The sequence below is a fragment of the Mesorhizobium sp. BHbdii genome, from assembly GCF_053848045.1.
Genome location: NZ_JBSPKX010000004.1, coordinates 378,378 through 397,821, shown reverse-complemented (window position 1 = coordinate 397,821; position 19,444 = coordinate 378,378). Strand labels below are relative to the sequence as shown.

The following is a 19,444-nucleotide window of genomic DNA, read 5'->3' as shown; positions in this document are numbered from 1 at the left end:
GGCAAGTGAGCTGTTTCAAATAATCGAAAAGTTCGGCTTATCCGCCAACCATGAGCTTGACGACTTCGTCATGGTTGGTTTCCGAAATCTTGCGCTCGCCAGCCTGAACGCCGCGGCGCAGCACGACGATGCGGTCGGAAACGGCGAAAATATCCTGCAGATTGTGCGAGATGAAGATCACGCCCCGCCCTTGTGCCTTGAGTTGGTGGATGAGCGAAATGACCTTGCGCTGCTCCGGTACGCCGAGGGCCGCGGTCGGTTCGTCCATGATCAGGATCTGCGCGTCCCAATAGACGGCCCGGCCGATGGCTACAGCCTGCCGTTGACCGCCGGAGAAATTGCTGACCGGGGCGTCGAGCCGGCTGACATGGAAGTCCAGCCGTCCCATGGTCTGCTTGGCGGCGACGGCCATGGCCTTGCGATCGAGCACCGGCAGGAAGCCGAAGGCCTTGCGCATCGGTTCACGGCCGAGGAAGATATTGGCGCCGATGGACAAATTGTCGGCGAGAGCGAGATCCTGGTAAATGGTCTCGATGCCTTTTTCGCGCGCCTCCTGCGGCGTCGCGAAGGTGACCGGCTGACCCCTGAGCAGAATTTCACCGCCGGTCGGCTGAAAGACGCCCGATATCGCCTTGATCAGCGTCGTCTTGCCGGCGCCGTTGTCGCCCGCCAGCGCCACCACTTCACCCGGCCGCACGGCCATGGAGAAATCATTCAGCGCCTGCACCGCACCGAAATGCTTGGAAAGGTGTCGGACTTCGAGAAGGGGGGTGGTTTGTTCGGAACTATTCATCCTGGCGAGCTCCACTGAACCGGCGCTGCGCCTGGTCGATTAGGACGGAGATAATGATGACGAGGCCGACGGCGATGAACTGCCAGAACGGCTCGACATTGACGAAAACCAGCCCGTATTGAATGACCGCGATCACCAAGGCGCCGGCAACCGTCCCGAAGATGGTGCCGGAGCCACCGAACAGGCTGGCGCCGCCGATCACCACGGCTGCGACGCTGTCGAGCAGCAAGGGTTCGCCGGCCTGGGCGGCGCCCGCGGTGAAGCGCGCCGCATAGAGCGCGCCCCCGAGGCCGGCGCACATCGCCGAGAGCACGTAGAGGCGCAGGATGTGGCCCCTGATGTCGATGCCGGCGCGACGCGCCGCCTGCACATTGGCGCCAATAGCGTAGTTGTGCTGGCCAAACCGGGTCTGGCTCAGGATGTAGTGCATCACGACGACGAAGGCGGCGGCGATGATGACGAGATAGGGGACACCGTAGAGCCTGCCGTTGCCAAGCAGCGCGAACCAGGAATTCTGGACCGGCACTGTCGTGCCGCCGGCCAGCAGGAACGCAGCGCCGCGCGCCACGCCGAACATGCCAAGCGTGCCGATGAAGGGTGGAATTCTGAGGCGCGAGATCAGCAAGCCGTTGATTAGGCCAGGCACGCCGGCGACAAGCACGGCCGCCAGAATGCCCAACATCATGGCCAGAGGCACCGGCATCGCGACGCCAGCCATATTCGTGGCGTGGGCCGCGACGACGGCCGCGAGACCCATGATGAAGCCCAGCGAGAGGTCGATGCCTCCCGAAATGATGACGAAGGTCTGCCCGGTCGCCAGCAGCAACGGCGCCACGGCAAATATCGCAATGGACTGCACGTTGAACGGGTTGAGCACGAAGGTCGCGCCGAAGGAGAGCCTGGACCAAACCTCGAAACAGATGATCAGGCCGGCGAGGAACAGCCAGGCGCGTCCCTCGGCGATGCGTGCGAGCCAGCTCCTGGCCGGGTCACCGTGATCCGCCTGAGGAGCGACATGCATTTCGGTTGGTGATGTTGAAGTCATGAATGGTTCCGATCCGCAGCGCGGTCTCCGTCAAACAGGGTCAAATGGACCCGGCGCAGGTCTCCTTCCGGCAGGCCGGAAGGAGACTGGCTGGACTTATTCGGAATAGAGGTACTTCGAGATGTTGGGGTCGGCGATGTTGGACTTGTCCATGATCGTAAAGCCGGTGCCGATCGCAACCGGAATCGACTGGCCGGTCAGATGGGCATAGGCCGACACGACACCGAAATAGCCGATTTCCGCGGGATGCTGGGCAATCGCTACGTCGACAAGGCCCGTGTTGATGTTGTCGACAATGCTGGTCGGCGCGTCGAACGCCACGACCTTGACGGTGCCGGTCTGCCCGGCCTGCTGGACGCCGTTAGCCGCGCCAAGCGCCGAGAAGAGGTTTGCGCCGAACACCCCAACGAGATCGGGATTGCGCGCGAACACAGCCTGCAGTTGCGAGGCGGCCTTGTTGGCGTCGTTGTCGTTGAACTGGGTCTCGAGAACGGTGATGCCGGGATGGTTGGCCGCCATCTCCTTCTTGAAGCCCTCTTCACGCTGGTCGGTGGTCGAAATGCCGGGCTTGACGTTCGAAACGTAAACCTTGCCCTTGTCGCCTATGGCCTTGGCCAATGCCCGCGCGGCGATCTCGCCGCCCAGAATGTTGTCCGAGGCAATATAGGACAGTGGGAAATCCGCCTCCCCGGCGCCGGTCTGGTAGACGCCGCTGCCGATGAAGGTGTCGACAGTGATCACCGGAATGCCGGCATCATTGGCCTTGCGCAGCGGTTCGACCAATTGAACCTTGTCGGTCGGCGCGATCAGGATGGCGTCCGGCTTCTTGGCGATGACCGCGTCAAGCACGGGGACTTGCGTTACCGGATTGAAATCCGGGGCACCCTGGAAAACCAGGGTCACACCAAGAGCATCGGCTGCCGCCTGGGCTCCCTTGCGCATGGTGATGTAAAAGCCGTCGGTGGTGAGACCCGGAATGAGCGCAACGGTGAACTTCTTGTCCTGCGCCAAAGCGGGCGTGATCAGCGCCGTTGCGCAGATGGCGAGAGCCGCCAGGGCGGCAACAATCTTCTTCATAACATCCTCCTCATGGTGTGGGCAGATTTGCCGTTGCGATCGACATTGAAATGGCTGTCAATTCGTTCCGGCTATGTGAAGTGCTGGCGGCGAGAGACGGGTTTCGCCTGCTTGCTGTTATGGGCAGCTTTCCTCCCGAGCGCCCCCCAGTCGTTAGATCAGCCAGTGGAAACCGACCGGCCTGATGCGCAGTCCCATTCCTAGCCTCCGCAAGATGCAGGGAACAGCGCCGCTCGACGCGCATGCGTGCCTAGCCGCAAGGTTGTAACACTTTGCTGAAAGAAATTGCAACTGGGTATTTCCGGGATCGAAACGCTTTCAAACCGGTCACCATCTGTCAGCCCCGCCGCCCCTCACGCAGACTATTGCCCCAACTCTTTGGCGACACAACTGATGATTTCGCGGCGGCGGGCTCGCGAGCCGCGTTGGTGTCAATCAGTTTGGATCGATCGGGGTGCCGAGGTCACGCATCGGCGTGCCCGCAACTATCGGGGCAAGAGGGCCTCGAGGATGGCCTGGGCCGTCTTCGTGTCCGTTACCAGAGCGTTGATCAGCCTGGCGCGGACGGCACCGATGACGGCCGTCGCCTTCTCCGGCGAGGCGGCAACGCCGATCACCAGAGGGACGGCTCGAAGCTGGGCAGGCGACATTGCGATCATCCGGCCCTCCCCCTCCCACGGGATGAGCGTGCCTTCGGCGTCGAAGTAATGGCGAATGACGTCTCCAGCCGCATGAAACAGGGCCTGTTCGCTCAGAGTGGCCGCGCTCGCCTCAGGCGGATTGATGGCATGGGGCAGGCCGATACCGACGATCGCAACATCGGTCCGGTCCCAAAGCGCGACGCTGTCGCGGATGGTCGCATCGCCGAGGAAGACCTCACGCAATTCGGAGGACGGCAGATAGGGCGCATGGATGAAATGCGGCGTCCCGCCGAATTCTTCGGCGGCGAGCCGCACAAACTCGTTGATCTGAAAATGCGGCGCCTGCTGCTGCATACCGCCGGTGGCAGCGACGGTCAGAACGCCGGGAATGCGCGGCAGGCCTGCCTGGATCACCTCGCGAATGGCTCGCCCCCAGCCAATGGCGACCACCGATCCGGCCGTCAGCTCCGCTTGCTTGATCAAGGCGCCGAGCGGCGCAGCGAGGGCCGTCAGCGCACCGGCTGCCGGCGTTTCGATGACCGCCGCGTCGCGAAGTCCGAGTCCCTCGATCAGTTGCGTGGTGATGCCTTCGGGGGTTGCAAGGTCGAGAACCTCGATCCTCACGATGCCCTCTGCTCTCGCCCGCTGCAGGAGGCGCGATACGGTCGCGGTTGAGACACCAAGCCGCCGCGCGATATCGACCTGCGACATCTCAGCCTCGTAGTGCAGTTTGGCGACCGTATGCAGCATCGTCCGCGATGTGGCTGCATCTTGTGCGGGAGGGACAGGCAGTTGCAATTCCTTTCAGCAATGTGTTACAGACCTGGCAACCGATGGGAGTTATCGCGCAAATTCGGCTGACTCGCAACGTGGGCTCGTTTCCACGACGAATAGCGGCTAAGGCCAATTTTTCTCGGTTCGATAGCGCACCAAAGCGGCAAACCTCCTGCCGACGGGCAGGTAAAGAACTAAGCCTTTCTTGTTCCACGGATCTGCGCCCTGCTGAACGGGCGCCAACATCGGACAAAAGACCATGACAAAGATGACGACCGCAGAGTTGCGCGGCTACCAGCAGATATGCGGCCAAGACCGGGCCATCATGGCCATCGCCTGTGACCAGCGCGGCGGCATGCGGACGTTGCTTGCGGCGGACCCTGCAGAACAGGCCAAGATCACCAACGACATGCTCGGCGACACCAAGTCGGACATCACGCGATACCTCGCCAGCCAGGCATCCTGCGTGCTGCTCGACCCGCTCTGCGCAGTGCCGCGAGTTGTCGATGAAGGGGTGCTGAGCCGCGATACGGCCCTGCTCATCGGCCTCGATGCCTCGGGCTTCGACGTGTCGCCCGCCGGCTACCGCCTGTCGCGTCTCGTTCCCGGCATCGGCGCGCGCCGCGTCCGAGAGCTCGGCGGCACCGGCGGCAAGATCATGGTCTATCTCAGGGCTGATAGGCCTGAGGCGAATGAGCACAATGTCGCCATTCTGCGCCAATGCATCGCCGACTTCGCGCAAGAGGACCTCCTGCTCGTCGTCGAGTTCCTGACCTATCAGGTCGAAGGGGAAAGCCTTGAAGATTATACAGCCAAGATCCCCTGGCTTGTCGAAGAGGGGACCCGGATTTCGCTGGAATGCGGGGCGAAGGTGCTCAAGCTTCCTTATCCCGGAACGCCGGAAGCCTGCGCCAGGATCAGCAGCATGGCTGGCGAGGTGCCATGGGCGGTCCTCTCTGCCGGCGTCAACCACGCAACCTTCCTGGGCCAGGTCGAAATCGCGATGAGGAACGGCGCGTCAGGCGTCATCGCCGGCCGGTCGCTGTGGAAGGACTGCATCTCGCTTGACCGTGACATTCAGCGGGAAAGGCTTAAGACCATTGCGGTGTCGAGATTGCGCGAGCTTCAGGCGGTGATCGGAAACTACAGGCAGAAAGCCGCTTAGCGCACGACCCCGAACCGAAGGTCAGCGAAAGCAAAAAACGTAATCGATTTTCGGAATGGATTATGCGCAAATCAAAATACTACAGCGTCCTTTGCGCACCAGGATGCGCCGCGCTGTAGCTATCCGACGTTCACACCAGGCACGCACGGGACGTCATGCCTCTAGCCATGATCCCGAAAAGTGGGGACCGGTTTTCGGAGAAGATCATGGTCAAACAGCAAGATAGAGCCCCATTTCGATCTAGTCGAAATGGAACAGGCTCTAGTTCGATGGCCATAGGAATCGATATCGGCGGCACCAATCTGCGCGCCGCCCGTATTTCCGGCACGGGCGAAATCCTCGACCGCATTTCCGAGAAGAGCGCGCCGGACCCGGAGCTCGTGCTCTCCCGGATTGGCGAAATGGTGCGCCGGCTCGATGCTCCCGAAGTTGCCGCCATCGGCATCGGCGTCCCCGGACGCGTCGATGCGCAGCTTGGCGCGGTCTTGTCCGGAGGCTATGTCAACCTCGCCTCGGTCTCCCTGGCGCAACGACTGGAAAGCCTGGCGGGCAAGCCCGTGGTGATCGACAATGACTGCAACATGGCACTGATCGCCGAAACGGCTCTCGGCGCCGCCAAAGGCCATGAAAGCATCGTCATGTTCACGATCGGGACCGGCATTGGCGGTGCCGTGGTCCAAGACCGGCGGATCGTCCGCGGCAAGGGGACGGCGGGGCAGCTCGGCCACATCACCGTCGACATGTCAGGCGAAGCGTGCGTCTGCGGCCGGCGCGGCTGCGTTGAAACCACCAGCTCAGGCACGGCGCTTGGCCGTCACATCGCGCGGGCAGGCCTCGGTCCGGATGTTTCGGTCGATCAGCTTTTTGCCCGCGATGCGGGCGGCGACACGCTGGCGCGCGGCATACTGGAAGCCTGGGCCGGGCCGCTGCGTGCGGCAATCGATACGACCGTCGCCATGTTCGATCCCGATCTGGTGCTGCTCGGCGGCGGACTTGGCCTGGCGGCTCACAGGGCGCTTGCCAGGGCTCCCGCCTTGGCTCCGTGGTACCAATGCCCGGTGGAACCGGCGCAACTGGGCGACGACGCAGGCGTCATCGGCGCCGGTCTGCAAGCGCTCGCGAAGAAGGCGGCAGTCGCGCCCGTGTCCTTGCCATCTGCCCGGCGCAACCCCGGCCGGCGTGCTGTGCCCGCCAGGCGCGCCGTGCCCAGCCGGCGCGCCGTGCTCGTCAACGGCATCCCCGCCAGCGGCAAAAGCACCGTCTCGCGCGGTATCGCCGAGCGCATGGGTTGGCCATTGCTCGCGCTCGATACGGTCAAGAACCCGTTCCTCGAAGTGCTCGGCGGCGGCGATCGCGAATTCAACCGCACGCTCGGCCGCGCCAGTTACCAAGCCATCTGGTCGGTCGTCGGCGAGGCTCCGGCGGGCACCATATTTGTCGTCGACGCCTGGTTCGGCTTCCAGTCGCGCCAGGTGCTCGAGGATCACCTGCGAAGGGCCGGCGTCGAGCAGACCGCCGAAATCTGGTGTCATGCTCCCGGCGAGGTTCTTGCCGAGCGCTATCGCGTACGGCTCGATCAACGTCCGGCCGGCCATCCCGGCGCTGCCTACATCCCCGAACTGATCGAACTGGCCAAGCGCGCCGAGCCGCTGCGGCGCGGACCGCTGTTTGACGTCGACACGACCAAACCGATCGCTTTCGATGCCATCACACAATGGTTGCAGGCGACGATAGCGGCTGACACATAGGCAGCGCGGCCGCCTACCTCCGGACCCACAATCCGAGTGCAGTCGTTGATTGGCTTTTTTTGCCATTATGTTACCCCGGTGCCTGCCCGCCGTGTCTCGACAATCGTTGCCGAAATACCTGTCAGGATGGCTTGCCGCCTTGAGCGGGCGCGCGTTTGTGTAAGCGGATTCGCGCACTGCCAGTGGAACAAGAATTACTCCACACCGTTCAAGCTAAGCAATCCGTCGCGGCAGCAATGAAGCGCCACAGCGGAGTTTGGTTGGAGGCTATTATGGGTAAGCAACTTTCCTCGGCGGCGGCAGGCATCCTTCTGCTCGGTGGCGTCAGCGCCGCCGCCGCTCAGGACGTCATCATTCAACCCGAGCAGGATACTGTGATACGGGAATACGTGAAAAAGAAACCGATGGCATCCGTCAGCCTTCTCGGCGTGGAGCTCAACATCGGCACAGCTCTGCCCGATACAGTCGAGCTTTACGAGGTGCCGGACGTTCAATACCGCTACGTAATCGTCGATGGCCGAACCGTCCTGGTCGATCCAGGTACGCGCAAGATTGTGAAGGTCTACGACTGACACGAACTCTTCGAACTAACGCCCGCCGTGCCGAAGTGCGCGGCGGCTTGTTGTTTGGAACGAAGCTAGCCCCCGACGCGCTAACCGCGCGTTTTGGCATTCGGGTCTAGCGCGCTTTCCGCCGGATTAGCGGCCCAGCGGCTTGGTTGCGTGGGGGGACTGGCAGCTAGAGGCCGCTGGGCCTGACCAGCGAGCACTGGGGAGTGGGCGCCTGGCTGGCGAATACATGCGCTCAAGCTAATGGAATCGAAACATGCAAACGAAGTACGTGGCGGTAATTCCGCTGTGTCGAAATGCCCTGCATGGGTCAGCCATTTTCCGACGATGCCGCCGTCGAGGCGTGGCGGCCCCTACCCCATCCGCCAGCAGGTTGTAGTGGTACCGTTGGCTGGGATCGAACCAGCGACCTCCGGATCCACAATCCGGCGCTCTAACCATCTGAGCTACAACGGCACGTTTGCCTGAGCGGGAGCGGGTGGAACGCTCATTCTCCGGGACCCGCTCTGTCGTTCGGCGATGCGTCAATACGGGCTATCGGAGTTTAATTCAAGGCTTTTGGCCGCGCATGGCCCCGAAAATCAGAATCGATTTTCGGAAAGGATCATGCGCAAATCCAAAATTCTGCAGCGTCCTTTGCGCGTCCAGGAGGACGCGCGGCGCCGTCGGCAAAGAGTGCTCCGGCATCGACATCATATTTCGCCAGGCAAAGAAAAAGGCCGGCGGGAGGAGGTGCCGGCCTTTTCCTGTTACGAGCCAGCGGGAGGAGGTGCTGGCTGGTCACCCCGGAGAGCAGAGGGAGGAGGTTCCACCCGCCGGGTATTCGCTTGACCACTATATCGCACATAATCCTGTTCGAAGAAATGCGACCTTTTGTTGCATCTTCGAAATATGCGCAAATATTAGGCGGCCTTGATTTCGCTCATCGCCTTCTCGAAGGCGGTCTTGATCGGCTTGGAGACGTCCTCGGCAGCCTTGGAGGCGACGGTCTGGAAATCCTTTGCCTGCTCGACGGTCATCTCGACGCGCTTACGCAGGAATGCGGTCTGCAGTTCGACGACCTCCGACAGCGACTTGGCGCCGATCAGCGCTTCGAAATGCGAAAGGCCGGCTTCGGTATTGGCGCGCAGAGCGGCGATGGTCTTGAGCGACAGGTCGTTGGAAACGGTCTTGGCGGTCTCAAAGGTCGACTCCAGAGCCTTCTGGGTCTCTTCGGCGCCGGTCTTCAGCTTGGCATAGGCCTCTTTCGACTGCTCGACGCCCTTTTCCGCGAAAGCGCGGATCTGGTCGGTGGCTTTGGAAGCGTCGAAGCTAGGGAATTCGACATTTTCAGCGGTCTTGGTCCTGGACATTTTCCATCCTTTGCAGCGGCAGCGGCTTCGACAGAAAGCCGTCTCGTTCATGTATGATGGCAATATAAAGGCAAATTTTGTGCATTGCAATATCTTTGTTGCGGCGCACCATAGAATTTCTCTCCCAACGTTAACCACGAGCCCAGAGATTCCGGCGGTTGCACGCTATGGCTTGTGGACCTTCGCGCCGTCGGCTTTTATTAACAAAGCGTTAACCGCAAACTGCCGCTCTGTGAGGGTTCCCAAAGCGCATGCCGTCCGAAAACTACTCCTTCCTCGACGTCGCCGTGCTCGACGCGGTCCGCCAGCGCTTTGCCGCCGGCGACGCGATCGCCCTTCTGTCGGCAGACCTCGAACAGGTGATCTGGGCCAACGGACCAGGGGCAACGGTATTCGGCTACCCCGACATCGAGGCCATCATCGGCGCCTCGACAGGCTTGCCGCTGATCGCCAGGCGCCAGATCATGGCGACAAGCGGCTTTCCACAGATCGGCCGCGACCGCGCCATCACGGTGCGGCTGGCAACCGGCCTGACCAGCCGCGCGGTTGGCTTTCTGGCCAGCGCGGTGACAATGCCTGACGGCGAAAAAGCTATCATGCTTGCGGTGCCGGCGGCACAGACCGGCTCGCGCAGTGCCGAGATCGCCGCTCAGGCCATCAGCGGATTTACCGAAGACGGTCATTTCATCGCCTTCCTCGATGCCAAGGGCAACATCGAGGCCGCTTCCGACGGTTTTTCGGCGCTCGGCATCTTGCCCGAAACGCTGGCAGCGCTTGTGACCGATGTGGCGAACGAGAACGATCGCATCGTCAAACGCCTCGTTCCAGGCGGCACCACTTCCTATCCGGCCGGCCTCGCCCGGCTGACGGACGAGCGGCACCTGCTGGTGGTGATCGACGAGAACCGGCTTGACTCCGAAGCAGGCTCTGCTGGCGAGCGCAGCGCGGGAGGAGAAACCGCTACCGGTGCGGCGGCGTCCGATGCCGCAGTCCCGCCAAAAGCAGAACAGGACAAAACGCCCGCAATAGTCGCGAAGTTGGATGTGGCAGCGCAGACCGTCCCGGCAGCCGGCGGAGACATGTCGGTGTCGGCGGAGCACGACGTTCCCGATTCGACCGGGCCAGATTCAACCAGACCTGATTCGACCAGACCTGATTCAACCGCGCCCGATTCGACCGAGCAAGGTCCGGAAGCGGCCGGCGGAATGCCTCCACAGCATGACCATTGGTATTTCAGCGCCAGCGAGGATGAGGCGCAAAAGCCGAGCCGACCGGATGCGTCCGGACATGTCGAGGCGGATGCTTCGGCCGAAAGTTCCGCACAGGATGCCATCGGGGCCGGCTACCCGACTGAGCGTGCCATCCCCTCGATCGACCGCGCGGCGGCGCCCCTGCGTTTCGTCTGGCGCACCGACGCCGAAGGCAGGTTCAGTGCGCTGTCGCCGGAATTCGCAGAACTCGTCGGCAAGCCTGCCGCCGATGTGATCGGCCGGCGTTTCAGGGACGTCGCGGCCACCTTCGACCTCGATGCGTCCGGCGAGATCGCCGGCCTGCTCGACCGACGCGACACCTGGTCCGGCCGCTCGGTGCTGTGGCCGGTTGCCGGCACCGATTTCAAGATTCCCGTCGACCTGGCGGCGCTGCCCGTCTACGGCCGAAGCCGTGCCTTCGAAGGTTTTCGCGGCTTCGGCGTTGCCCGCACCGGCGATACAGTAGTCGATCCGGAAGCGATCGGTATGGCGCTTGTCCCTAATGCCGGGGCTCCCGCAGCCTTCGAGCCGGAAGTCGCCGAAACGGCTGACGAAACCGACCCGTTCCAGGGCGAGGTGCCGGCGCTGACCATCGTGCCGAAGCCGGAGCGGCGCTTTGCCGACAAGGTGATCCGGTTGGCGGAGCACAGGCAGCCGGCCAACGACAAAGGCCTGTCGACGCTGGAACGCAGTGCATTCCGTGAAATCGGCGAGCGGCTCAAGAAGGACAATCCCCCAACCGACCAGCCCGATGCTGCAATGTCGGCAGAACCGGCTGCGGCGGAACCGTCCGAAACCGATGTCGAAGACGAGAAGGATGTCGCGAGGCTCGACGCCGAGCAGCGGGAAGCAACCGTGTCCGGCATCTCCGGCTCGCTGCTCGACTACGCCGACCGGGACTATGTCGCCGACAATAGCGACGGCGCCCCGGTTTCGGAGCCGGACAAGGCGACGCAAGAGGTAGTCGAACCCACCGACACGGGCAGTCGATCGACCGCCGCCGAAGACGACGACAGCATGACGGACGCCGATTTCCGTGATGCAGAAGACGGCGAGGATTGGGCGCCGTCCGGTGACGACGAAACCCGTTCGTCAACCGATCACATCGGCGATGTCGGCGACGTGGAGGCGGCGCCGATTGAGCGGCCGCGCCTGCAGGTGCCGCCGCTCAAGCTCGAAGGGTTCGTGCCATCGGCTTTTTCGACCGCAGATGGCAGCAAGGCTCCGGACACTTCGATCCTCGGCAAACTGCCGGTGCCGCTGCTCATCCATTCCGGCGACGATCTCCACTATGCGAATGAGGAATTCCTCAGCCTGACCGGCTATGACACGCTCGACGATCTGGAGGATGCCGGTGGCCTCGGCGCGCTGTTTGCCGATCCTTACGACGACAGCGCCTCCGACGGAACCGATCACGCGCTCCGGTTGAAGACGCATGACGGTCAGGAGTTCCCGATCGAGGCCATTCTGCGTTCGGTTCCGTGGCGTGGCGGCAAGGCGCTGATGCTGGTCGTGCGCCGTTCCGGCGACGACGAGGCAGCAGCCATTCTGCATAGTACCGCCGACGACCAGACGCAGCCGGACACTTCCGAGCTCAAGGCACGCATCGCCGAGATGCGCACCATCATCGACACCGCGACCGACGGCGTCGTGCTGATCAGCCGAGACGGAACGATCCGCTCGATCAGCCGCCCGGCCGAAGCGCTTTTCGGTTTCGACAGCGACGAGGTGAGCGGCAAGCCCTTCGTCTCGCTGTTCGCGATCGAAAGCCAGCGCGCCGCGCGAGACTATCTCGAAGGATTGTCCGAGCCCGGCGTGGCGAGCGTGCTCAACGACGGCCGCGAGGTGATTGGACGCGAGGCGCAGGGGCGCTTCATTCCGCTGTTCATGACCATCGGCAGTCTGCCCAACGATAGCGGCTTCTGCGCGGTGGTGCGCGACATCACCCAATGGAAGCGGGCCGAAGAGGATCTGACCCAGGCGCGCGCCGTGGCCGAGCGCGCCTCCTCGCAAAAGACCGACTTCCTCGCCCGCATCAGCCACGAGATCCGCACGCCGCTCAATGCCATCATCGGGTTTTCCGAGCTGATGGTCGACGAGAAATTCGGGCCGGTCGCCAATGACCGTTACCGCGACTATCTACGCGACATTAACCGGTCGGGTAATCATGTGCTCGACCTGGTCAACGATCTGCTCGACATTTCGAAAATCGAGGCCGGCCAGCAGGAGATGGCATATGAGGCGGTGTCGCTTAACGACACGCTGTCCGAGACGGTGGCGATGATGCAGCCGCAAGCCAACCGCGAACGTGTCATCATCCGCTCCAGCTTCGCCTCTCGGCTGCCGGAAGTGGTGGCCGATCTGCGCAGCGTGCGCCAGATCGCACTGAACATCCTGTCGAATGCCATTCGCTACACGCAGGCCGGCGGCCAGGTGATCGTATCGACAGCTTACGAGATCTCCGGCGACGTCGTCATGCGCGTGCGCGACACCGGTATCGGCATGAGCCAGTCCGAGATCGAGCAGGCGCTCAAGCCGTTCAAGCAGATCAACGCGCTGAAGCGCGGGCGCGGCGACGGTACCGGTCTCGGGCTGCCGCTGACCAAAGCCATGGTCGAGGCGAACCGGGCCCGGTTCACCATCAACTCGACCCCCGGCGAGGGCACCCTGGTCGAAGTCGCTTTCCCGTCGACCCGCGTGCTCGCGGATTAGAGCGGCGGACTTTCAGTCGTCCGTGTCGCCGCTCTATCTTTTTGTTTGAGCATCGGATTTTCCCAAAACCGGTCCCCACTTTTGGGTCCGATGCTCCAAAAGAAAAGGCGTCCACAGGACGCCTTAAATGATTGGATTGCTGTTACAACGGGGGCTTGAGCGAATTCAGATCCTCTGGTGACTTAGAGGAACGGGATTTCTCCCTCAAGTTACGCACGACTATCGATGCCGGCCCTTAACAAAACCTTACCGGCGCCGCGAAAAATTTACCAATGTGTACCACTCATGAATTCTAGGTAAATTCAAGCGAGATATTTCGTTAACCATGCTCGGCCGGGCCTATTAAGTCGCATGGCACCGCCGGCCTGTTTGCTCAGTCGGCCAGTTCCGGCAGGTCGCGGAACAGCTCGAGCGCTTCGGGATTGGCCAGCGCCTCCTTGTTCTTGACGGCGCGGCCATGCACCACGTCGCGCACCGCAAGCTCGGTGATCTTGCCCGATTTCGTGCGTGGAATGTCGGCAACCGCGACGATTTTAGCCGGCACGTGGCGGGGGCTCGCGCCGCTGCGGATTTTCGCGCGGATGCGTTTTTCCAGCTCCGCGTCGAGTTGCATCCCCTCAGCCAGCCGCACGAACAGCACAACCCGCACGTCGTTGTCGAAATCCTGGCCGATGCACAGTGCTTCCAAGATTTCCGGCATCTGCTCGACCTGGTTGTAGATCTCCGCCGTGCCGATCCGCACCCCGCCCGGGTTGAGCGTCGCGTCGGAGCGGCCATGGATGATCAGGCCGCCATGAGCGGTCCATTCGGCGAAGTCGCCGTGGCACCAGACATTGTCGAAGCGCTCGAAATAGGCTGCGTGGTATTTCTTGCCTTCGGGATCGTTCCAGAAGCCGATCGGCATCGCCGGAAACGCCTTGGTGCAGACGAGCTCACCCTTTTCCTGCCTGAGCGTGTGGCCGTCGTCGTCCCAGACATCGACGGCGAGGCCGAGGCCAGGCCCCTGTATCTCTCCGGTCCATACCGGTTCGGTCGGTACGCCGAGCACGAAGCAGGAGACGATATCGGTGCCGCCGGAAATCGAGGCGAGATGCACGTCCTTCTTGATGCCGTCATAGACGAAGCGGAAGTCCTCGGGCGACAGTGGCGAGCCGGTGGAGGAGATCGTGCGCACGCTCGAAAGATCATGCGTTTTGATCGGTCTGAGGCCGGCCTTGCGCACGGAATCGATGAATTTGGCCGAGGTGCCGAAATAGGTCATCTTCTCGGCGTCGGCGAAGTCGAACAGCACGTTGCCGTCGGGATAGAAGGGCGACCCGTCATAAAGCAGAAGGGTTGCGCCCGACGCCAGGCCGGACACCAGCCAGTTCCACATCATCCAGCCGCAAGTGGTGAAATAAAAGAAGCGGTCGCCGTCGAGCAGGCCGGCGTGGAGCCGTTCTTCCTTGACATGCTGGATCAGCGTTCCGCCGGCCGAATGGACGATGCATTTGGGAATGCCGGTCGTTCCGGAAGAAAACAGGATGTAGAGCGGATGCGCGAACGGTAACCGTTCGAAGGTGACGGGCTTGGTGGCAAAGGATGAGAGCGCCTCGTCCAGCGCAGTCGCCTTCTCGATGGTCGCCGCCACATCGGTCGACGTGCCGAGATAGTCGACGATCAGGATCTTGCGGACGGTGACGAGCTTTGCCGCAACGGCCGCGATCTTGTCGGCGACCTCGATCGCCTTGCCATTGTACCAGTAACCGTCGGGCACGATGAAGACGACAGGTTCGATCTGCCCGAACCGATCCAGCACGCCCTGTTCGCCGAAATCGGGAGAGCAGGACGACCAGACAGCGCCGATCGACGCTGTCGCCAGCATTGCCGCGACGGTCTCCGGCATGTTGGGCATCATGGCGGCTATACGGTCGCCCTTTTTCACCCCAAGCGACAGGAAAAGCTGCTGCAGCCGCGAGGTCAGCGCATGCAGCTCATTCCAGGAAAGCCGGCGCTCGACCTTGTCCTCGCCGCGAAAGACGATGGCGTCACCGAGCCCGGTTTTCTTCAACAGGTTCTCGGCGAAGTTCAGCTTCGCGTCGGGAAAAAACGCGGCGCCGGGCATTTTCTCGCCATCGACAAGCACGCGTTCGCCGCCACCGGCGCCCTTGTCGCCCACGATCCCGCAAAAGTCCCAGACCAGGCTCCAGAATGCCTCGCGATCGTCGATCGACCAACGGTGTAGTTCGGCATATGAGGAAAAAACCTTGCCGGTTGCGGCCGCGGCGGCCTGCATGAAGGCAGTCATCGGCGCGGCGTCGACCTGGTCTTTCGTCGGTGCCCAGAGCGGTGCGTCGCCAGCCATGATCGTTCCTCCTTAAAACACGTCACGTTTGAAGAGTTTACGCGACGCGCTTTAGACTTTTGTTTTTATGTATGTCGTTATCCCAAAAGGTTGCGCATTTTGGCGACAGGCATTGGGATCGCTTATGCATATCGCGTCGCAGCAGAGCAAGATTTTGTTCGGCCGCGCGACGCGGATGTGCGCAAATGCCATCGCCGGGCCATAAAGACTTGAAATGCGTCAGCCCTAGGTCGTAGTGACGACTCGGGTTACACCCGTCGGGCGATTTTTGGTCGGAACGGAAGCATACGGGCGACATGTCATCACCTTTGATCCGGCGCGGAATATGGGCGATCGGCGTTGCCGTGCTCGTCATCGCGCTGGCCGTTGCCGCCCTGCCGCTCGTCGCCTCGACCCGCATCGTGCGCGACCGCATCGCCTGGGAAATGAGTGCGTGGAGCGGTTTCAGGGTCACCATCGACGGCGCCCCGCGGATCGAGGTCTGGCCGAATTTCCGGGCCATCCTGACCGACGTGACGCTTTCGCAATGGACAGAAAACGACGCCCCGCCGGTGATCGAGGCCGAACGGGTCGAGGTCAATCTCTCCGCCATGGCGGCGTTGCGCGGCGATGTGGTGTTCTCGACGGCGCGGCTGATCCGGCCGACGATCAGGGTTCAACGCGCAGCACATGGGCTTTTCCTGCCCGCCCTGCCTTCAGGCGGGCGCATCACGCGTTCCATCGACATCGCCCGCGCCGTGGTCAGCGCCAATCCAGCCAAGCCGGACCTGAGCAAGCTGCCGGCTGATCCGTTCGGCACCGTAGAGTTCAGGAACGGCCGCGTGGTGACCTCCGTCGATGGTAAGGACGCTGAGATACTGAGCAGCCTGAGCGGACAGGCGAACTGGGCCGCCATGAACAGCAATGCGACGCTGTCGGCGACCGGGATCTGGCGTGGCGAAAGCGTCGCCGTGGATGCCGCATCGTCGAACCCGCTGGTGCTGTTTGGGGGCGGTGCGGCGCCGATGACGCTTTCCTTCAAGGCGCCCCCCGCCAGTTTTTCCTTCGAAGGCGTGGCCAGCATGTCCGAGAATGCCTATTTCGACGGCCAGGCGAAATTTGCCGCACCCTCGCTCAGGCGCGTGCTCGAATGGTCGCGGGCCGGCATCGCGCCGGGCGCGGCAATCGGCTCGGTTTCCGTTTCCAGCAAGGTCACGGCGACCTCCGGCCGCATTAAATTCGAAAACACCGAGATCGCTCTGGACGACAATCCGGGAATGGGTGCGCTGGACTTCTCCTTTGGCGAGGCGCGGCCGGTGATCGCCGGTACGCTCGCCTTCGAGACGCTCGACTTGCGGTCGTTTCTCTCCGCCTTCACCCCCCTGGCGCCTGCGGACGGCGCTGGCCCAGGCGAAATCGACATAAGCGTCGCCGACCGGATCGATCTCGATCTCAGATTGTCGGCAGCGCAGGCCACCGCAGGCGCCATCCAGCTTGCCGACGTCGCCGCCGCCGCCCAGGTCAAGAACGGTCTTGCCGTCTTCGATATTTCCGATGCATCGGCCTTTGGCGGCAACATCCAGAGCAGTCTTCGTTTCGACCGCAAGCCGGGAGGCACGCAGGTCGAGATCAGGCTGCTCGCCTCCGACATCGATGGTGGGGCTTTTGGCACCGCAGCCGGAATGACGCGACTGGTGCCAATCGGCACGGGAACCGTTTCGGTCATCCTCAAGGGGCCGGGCAGAACCTGGGATTCCATTTTCGAGAACGCCGACGGCTCGGTTTCGGCGAAATTCGGCCAGGGCGCGTTGAGCCGGTTCAATTTGCCGGCGTTTCTCAAACACAACGAACAGGGCGGGTTCTTCGCGCTCGACGATGTCTCCGACGGAACGCTGCCGATCGACGGGGCCGAACTCAAGGCGAGCATTTCGAACGGTGTGGCGAAGATCGACAAGGCCGAAGCGAATTCGGCGAAGTACAAGATCTGGCTTTCCGGCATCGCCTCCTATGCCGGGCGCGGGCTGGCGCTGTCCGGCGGCATCATTCAGGCGGACCAGCCAGCCACACAGAAAAATAACCAGGGTCCCAACCAGTCTTCGTTCTTCGTCGGCGGAACGTGGAGCACGCCGTTCATTTCGCCGATAAGCCGCGGGGTTTCCGGAGAGTAGGCAACGAGGGTATTGCCGCCCCCCTTTCGTCACCCACGCTGCGCGGCCTGCTCATCGCGCTGGCGCTGCACCTCGCGACGCTTGTTGGCGAGCGAAGCGATGATGACGCCGACCGCCACGACCGCGATCAGGATGGTGCAGGCGGCATTGATCTCCGGCGTCACACCGAGACGAACCTGGCTGTAGATCTTCATCGGCAGCGTGGTGGCGCCGGGCCCTGAGGTGAAGCTGGCGATGACCAGATCGTCGAGCGACAATGTGAACGCCAGCATCCAGCCAGACACGATCGCCGGCATGATGACCGGCAGCGTGATCTGGAAGAAGGTCTTCACCGGCGGCGCGCCAAGATCCATCGCGGCCTCTTCCAGCGAGCGGTCGAACGTGATCAGGCGCGACTGCACGACGACCGCGACGAAGCACATGGTCAGGGTGATGTGGGCAAGCGTGACGGTGAGAAAGCCGCGGTCGAGACCGACGGCGACGAAGAGCAGCAGCAGTGACAGGCCGGTGATGACTTCCGGCATGACCAACGGCGCAAAGACCATGCCGGAAAACAGCATCCGGCCCTTGAAGCGCGTGTAGCGCGTCAGGGTGAGAGCCGCCAGCGTGCCGAGCACGGTCGCCACCGTGGCCGAGATGACGGCGACGCGAGCCGTTACCCAGGTGGCGTCCATGAGGCCCTGGTTCTGGAACAGCGAGACGTACCATTTGGTCGAGAAGCCGCCCCAGACGGTGACCAATTTCGACTCGTTGAAGGAGAAGACGACGAGCAGGACAATCGGCAGGTAAAGAAAGGCAAAGCCCAGCACGATCGAAGTGATGTTGAAGCGGCTCCAGGTCGGGTTCATTTGTCCTGCTCCTGGGCGCGGGCCTGGGCCCGCTGGAAGAGCATGATCGGCACGATTAGCAGCAACAGCAGGATGACGGCGACGGCCGACGACACCGGCCAGTCGCGATTGGCGAAGAACTCGTTCCACAGCGTCTTGCCGATCATCAGGGTCTGCGATCCGCCGAGCAAGTCGGGGATGACGAACTCGCCAACGGCGGGAATAAACACCAGAAGGCAACCGGCGATGACGCCGGGCAGCGACAGCGGAAAGGTGATCTTCCAGAAGGCGCTGGTCGGCGGGCAACCGAGATCCTTGGCCGCCTCGATCAGTGAATAGTCCATTTTCTCGAGGGCGGAATAAAGCGGCAGCACCATGAACGGCAGATAGGAATAGACGATGCCGATGAAGATTGCCGTGTAGGTGTTGAGGATGATCAGCGGCTGGCTGATGACGCCGGTGGCGAGCAGCAGCTGGTTGAGCAGCCCCTCGGGCTTGAGGATGCCGATCCAGGCGTAGACGCGGATCAGGAACGAGGTCCAGAACGGCAGGATCACCAGCATCAGCAAAGTCGGGCGCAGCATCGCCGGCGCACGGGCCATGCCATAGGCGATCGGGTAGCCGACAAGCAATGTCAGCACCGTTGAAATGGCGGCGACGATGACGCTCGTCACATAGGCGTTGATGTAGAGCGCGTCCTGCGTCAGCCATGTGTAGTTATCGATGCTGAGCTGTTTCAGCTGAGCGAAAAAACCGGAAAGCCCATCGCCGAAGCCAAGTACCGGCGTGTAGGGCGGTATGGCGATCGCCGTTTGCGACAGCGAAATCTTGAAGACGATGACGAACGGAATCAGGAAGAAGAAGACCAGCCACAGATAAGGGATGATGATGACAAGGCGGCCAACGACGGCCTCTCCCAGTCTGACCAGGGCGGATTTGCCTGCATCGGCGGCCCGAGAGCTCGTTGCAGCGGTGACAGCGGCATTCGACATGACCGCCC

13 protein-coding genes and 1 tRNA gene are annotated in these 19,444 nt (G+C 62.4%); 5 read left to right on the top strand and 9 right to left on the bottom strand.

Going from position 1 to position 19,444, the window contains the following annotated elements; all coding sequences use genetic code 11:
* Positions 1–37 precede the first annotated feature (37 nt).
* The 4 genes from ACWTU8_RS22530 to ACWTU8_RS22515 all read right to left on the bottom strand — a co-directional run bounded on the left by ACWTU8_RS22530 (position 38) and on the right by ACWTU8_RS22515 (position 4,306).
* Positions 38–793 (bottom strand): ATP-binding cassette domain-containing protein, encoded by a 756-nt coding sequence (locus ACWTU8_RS22530; RefSeq protein WP_095519375.1) that lies wholly within the window; start codon positions 791–793, stop codon positions 38–40.
* The gene (locus tag ACWTU8_RS22525; protein ID WP_029348405.1) at positions 786–1,838 is read right to left on the bottom strand and encodes an ABC transporter permease subunit; all 1,053 of its coding nucleotides are present in this window, start codon (positions 1,836–1,838) and stop codon (positions 786–788) included. Before ACWTU8_RS22525 ends, ACWTU8_RS22530 begins: the two co-directional genes overlap by 8 nt.
* 96 nt (positions 1,839–1,934) lie before the next feature.
* Positions 1,935–2,915, bottom strand: coding sequence for an ABC transporter substrate-binding protein (locus tag ACWTU8_RS22520; RefSeq protein WP_287331111.1), 981 nt, complete (start codon positions 2,913–2,915; stop codon positions 1,935–1,937).
* A gap of 485 nt (positions 2,916–3,400) precedes the next feature.
* Complete coding sequence (locus ACWTU8_RS22515) at positions 3,401–4,306, bottom strand: sugar-binding transcriptional regulator (RefSeq protein ID WP_455849892.1); 906 nt, start codon at positions 4,304–4,306, stop codon at positions 3,401–3,403.
* A 283-nt stretch (positions 4,307–4,589) separates the two neighbouring features.
* Here ACWTU8_RS22515 and ACWTU8_RS22510 point away from each other — a divergent pair, with 283 nt between their 5' ends.
* From ACWTU8_RS22510 to ACWTU8_RS22500, 3 genes are all read left to right on the top strand, one after another.
* A complete protein-coding gene (locus ACWTU8_RS22510) occupies positions 4,590–5,495 on the top strand; it encodes a tagatose-bisphosphate aldolase (RefSeq protein ID WP_455849891.1) in 906 nt (301 codons plus the stop codon).
* Positions 5,496–5,764: 269 nt separating this feature from the next.
* Positions 5,765–7,243, top strand: coding sequence for an ROK family protein (locus tag ACWTU8_RS22505; protein WP_455849890.1), 1,479 nt, complete (start codon positions 5,765–5,767; stop codon positions 7,241–7,243).
* Positions 7,244–7,515: 272 nt separating this feature from the next.
* Positions 7,516–7,815 carry a DUF1236 domain-containing protein gene (locus tag ACWTU8_RS22500; RefSeq protein ID WP_455849889.1) on the top strand — a complete coding sequence of 100 codons (300 nt, stop codon included), beginning with the start codon at positions 7,516–7,518 and terminating at the stop codon, positions 7,813–7,815.
* 376 nt (positions 7,816–8,191) lie between these two features.
* Here ACWTU8_RS22500 and ACWTU8_RS22495 read toward each other — a convergent pair.
* Positions 8,192–8,268, bottom strand: a tRNA-His gene (locus tag ACWTU8_RS22495).
* A gap of 446 nt (positions 8,269–8,714) precedes the next feature.
* Positions 8,715–9,164, bottom strand: coding sequence for a phasin (locus ACWTU8_RS22490; protein ID WP_029348412.1), 450 nt, complete (start codon positions 9,162–9,164; stop codon positions 8,715–8,717).
* A gap of 251 nt (positions 9,165–9,415) precedes the next feature.
* Here ACWTU8_RS22490 and ACWTU8_RS22485 point away from each other — a divergent pair, with 251 nt between their 5' ends.
* Complete coding sequence (locus ACWTU8_RS22485; RefSeq protein WP_455849888.1) at positions 9,416–13,126, top strand: PAS domain S-box protein; 3,711 nt, start codon at positions 9,416–9,418, stop codon at positions 13,124–13,126.
* 373 nt (positions 13,127–13,499) lie between these two features.
* Here the strand turns inward: ACWTU8_RS22485 and ACWTU8_RS22480 are convergent, their stop codons facing one another.
* Entirely contained in the window at positions 13,500–15,470 is a 1,971-nt protein-coding gene (locus ACWTU8_RS22480) for an acetoacetate--CoA ligase (RefSeq protein ID WP_455849887.1), read from the bottom strand.
* Between the two features lie 296 nt (positions 15,471–15,766).
* Here ACWTU8_RS22480 and ACWTU8_RS22475 point away from each other — a divergent pair, with 296 nt between their 5' ends.
* On the top strand, positions 15,767–17,617 hold the full coding sequence (locus ACWTU8_RS22475) for an AsmA family protein (protein ID WP_455849886.1): 1,851 nt from the start codon (positions 15,767–15,769) through the stop codon (positions 17,615–17,617).
* Positions 17,618–17,646: 29 nt separating this feature from the next.
* Here ACWTU8_RS22475 and ACWTU8_RS22470 read toward each other — a convergent pair whose 3' ends face one another.
* Positions 17,647–18,465, bottom strand: a complete 819-nt coding sequence (locus ACWTU8_RS22470) for an ABC transporter permease (RefSeq protein ID WP_455849885.1) — start codon at positions 18,463–18,465, stop codon at positions 17,647–17,649.
* Positions 18,462–19,436, bottom strand: coding sequence for an ABC transporter permease subunit (locus ACWTU8_RS22465; protein WP_455849884.1), 975 nt, complete (start codon positions 19,434–19,436; stop codon positions 18,462–18,464). Before ACWTU8_RS22465 ends, ACWTU8_RS22470 begins: the two co-directional genes overlap by 4 nt.
* Positions 19,437–19,444 lie beyond the last annotated feature (8 nt).

Bases quoted from the DNA above. Each gene is read 5' to 3' on its own strand.
- ACWTU8_RS22530 (WP_095519375.1), bottom strand. From the start codon at position 793: ATGAATAGTTCCGAACAAACCACCCCCCTTCTCGAAGTCCGACACCTT.
- ACWTU8_RS22525 (WP_029348405.1), bottom strand. From the start codon at position 1,838: ATGACTTCAACATCACCAACCGAAATGCATGTCGCTCCTCAGGCGGAT.
- ACWTU8_RS22520 (WP_287331111.1), bottom strand. From the start codon at position 2,915: ATGAAGAAGATTGTTGCCGCCCTGGCGGCTCTCGCCATCTGCGCAACG.
- ACWTU8_RS22515 (WP_455849892.1), bottom strand. From the start codon at position 4,306: ATGCTGCATACGGTCGCCAAACTGCACTACGAGGCTGAGATGTCGCAG.
- ACWTU8_RS22510 (WP_455849891.1), top strand. From the start codon at position 4,590: ATGACAAAGATGACGACCGCAGAGTTGCGCGGCTACCAGCAGATATGC.
- ACWTU8_RS22505 (WP_455849890.1), top strand. From the start codon at position 5,765: ATGGCCATAGGAATCGATATCGGCGGCACCAATCTGCGCGCCGCCCGT.
- ACWTU8_RS22500 (WP_455849889.1), top strand. From the start codon at position 7,516: ATGGGTAAGCAACTTTCCTCGGCGGCGGCAGGCATCCTTCTGCTCGGT.
- ACWTU8_RS22490 (WP_029348412.1), bottom strand. From the start codon at position 9,164: ATGTCCAGGACCAAGACCGCTGAAAATGTCGAATTCCCTAGCTTCGAC.
- ACWTU8_RS22485 (WP_455849888.1), top strand. From the start codon at position 9,416: ATGCCGTCCGAAAACTACTCCTTCCTCGACGTCGCCGTGCTCGACGCG.
- ACWTU8_RS22480 (WP_455849887.1), bottom strand. From the start codon at position 15,470: ATGGCTGGCGACGCACCGCTCTGGGCACCGACGAAAGACCAGGTCGAC.
- ACWTU8_RS22475 (WP_455849886.1), top strand. From the start codon at position 15,767: ATGTCATCACCTTTGATCCGGCGCGGAATATGGGCGATCGGCGTTGCC.
- ACWTU8_RS22470 (WP_455849885.1), bottom strand. From the start codon at position 18,465: ATGAACCCGACCTGGAGCCGCTTCAACATCACTTCGATCGTGCTGGGC.
- ACWTU8_RS22465 (WP_455849884.1), bottom strand. From the start codon at position 19,436: ATGTCGAATGCCGCTGTCACCGCTGCAACGAGCTCTCGGGCCGCCGAT.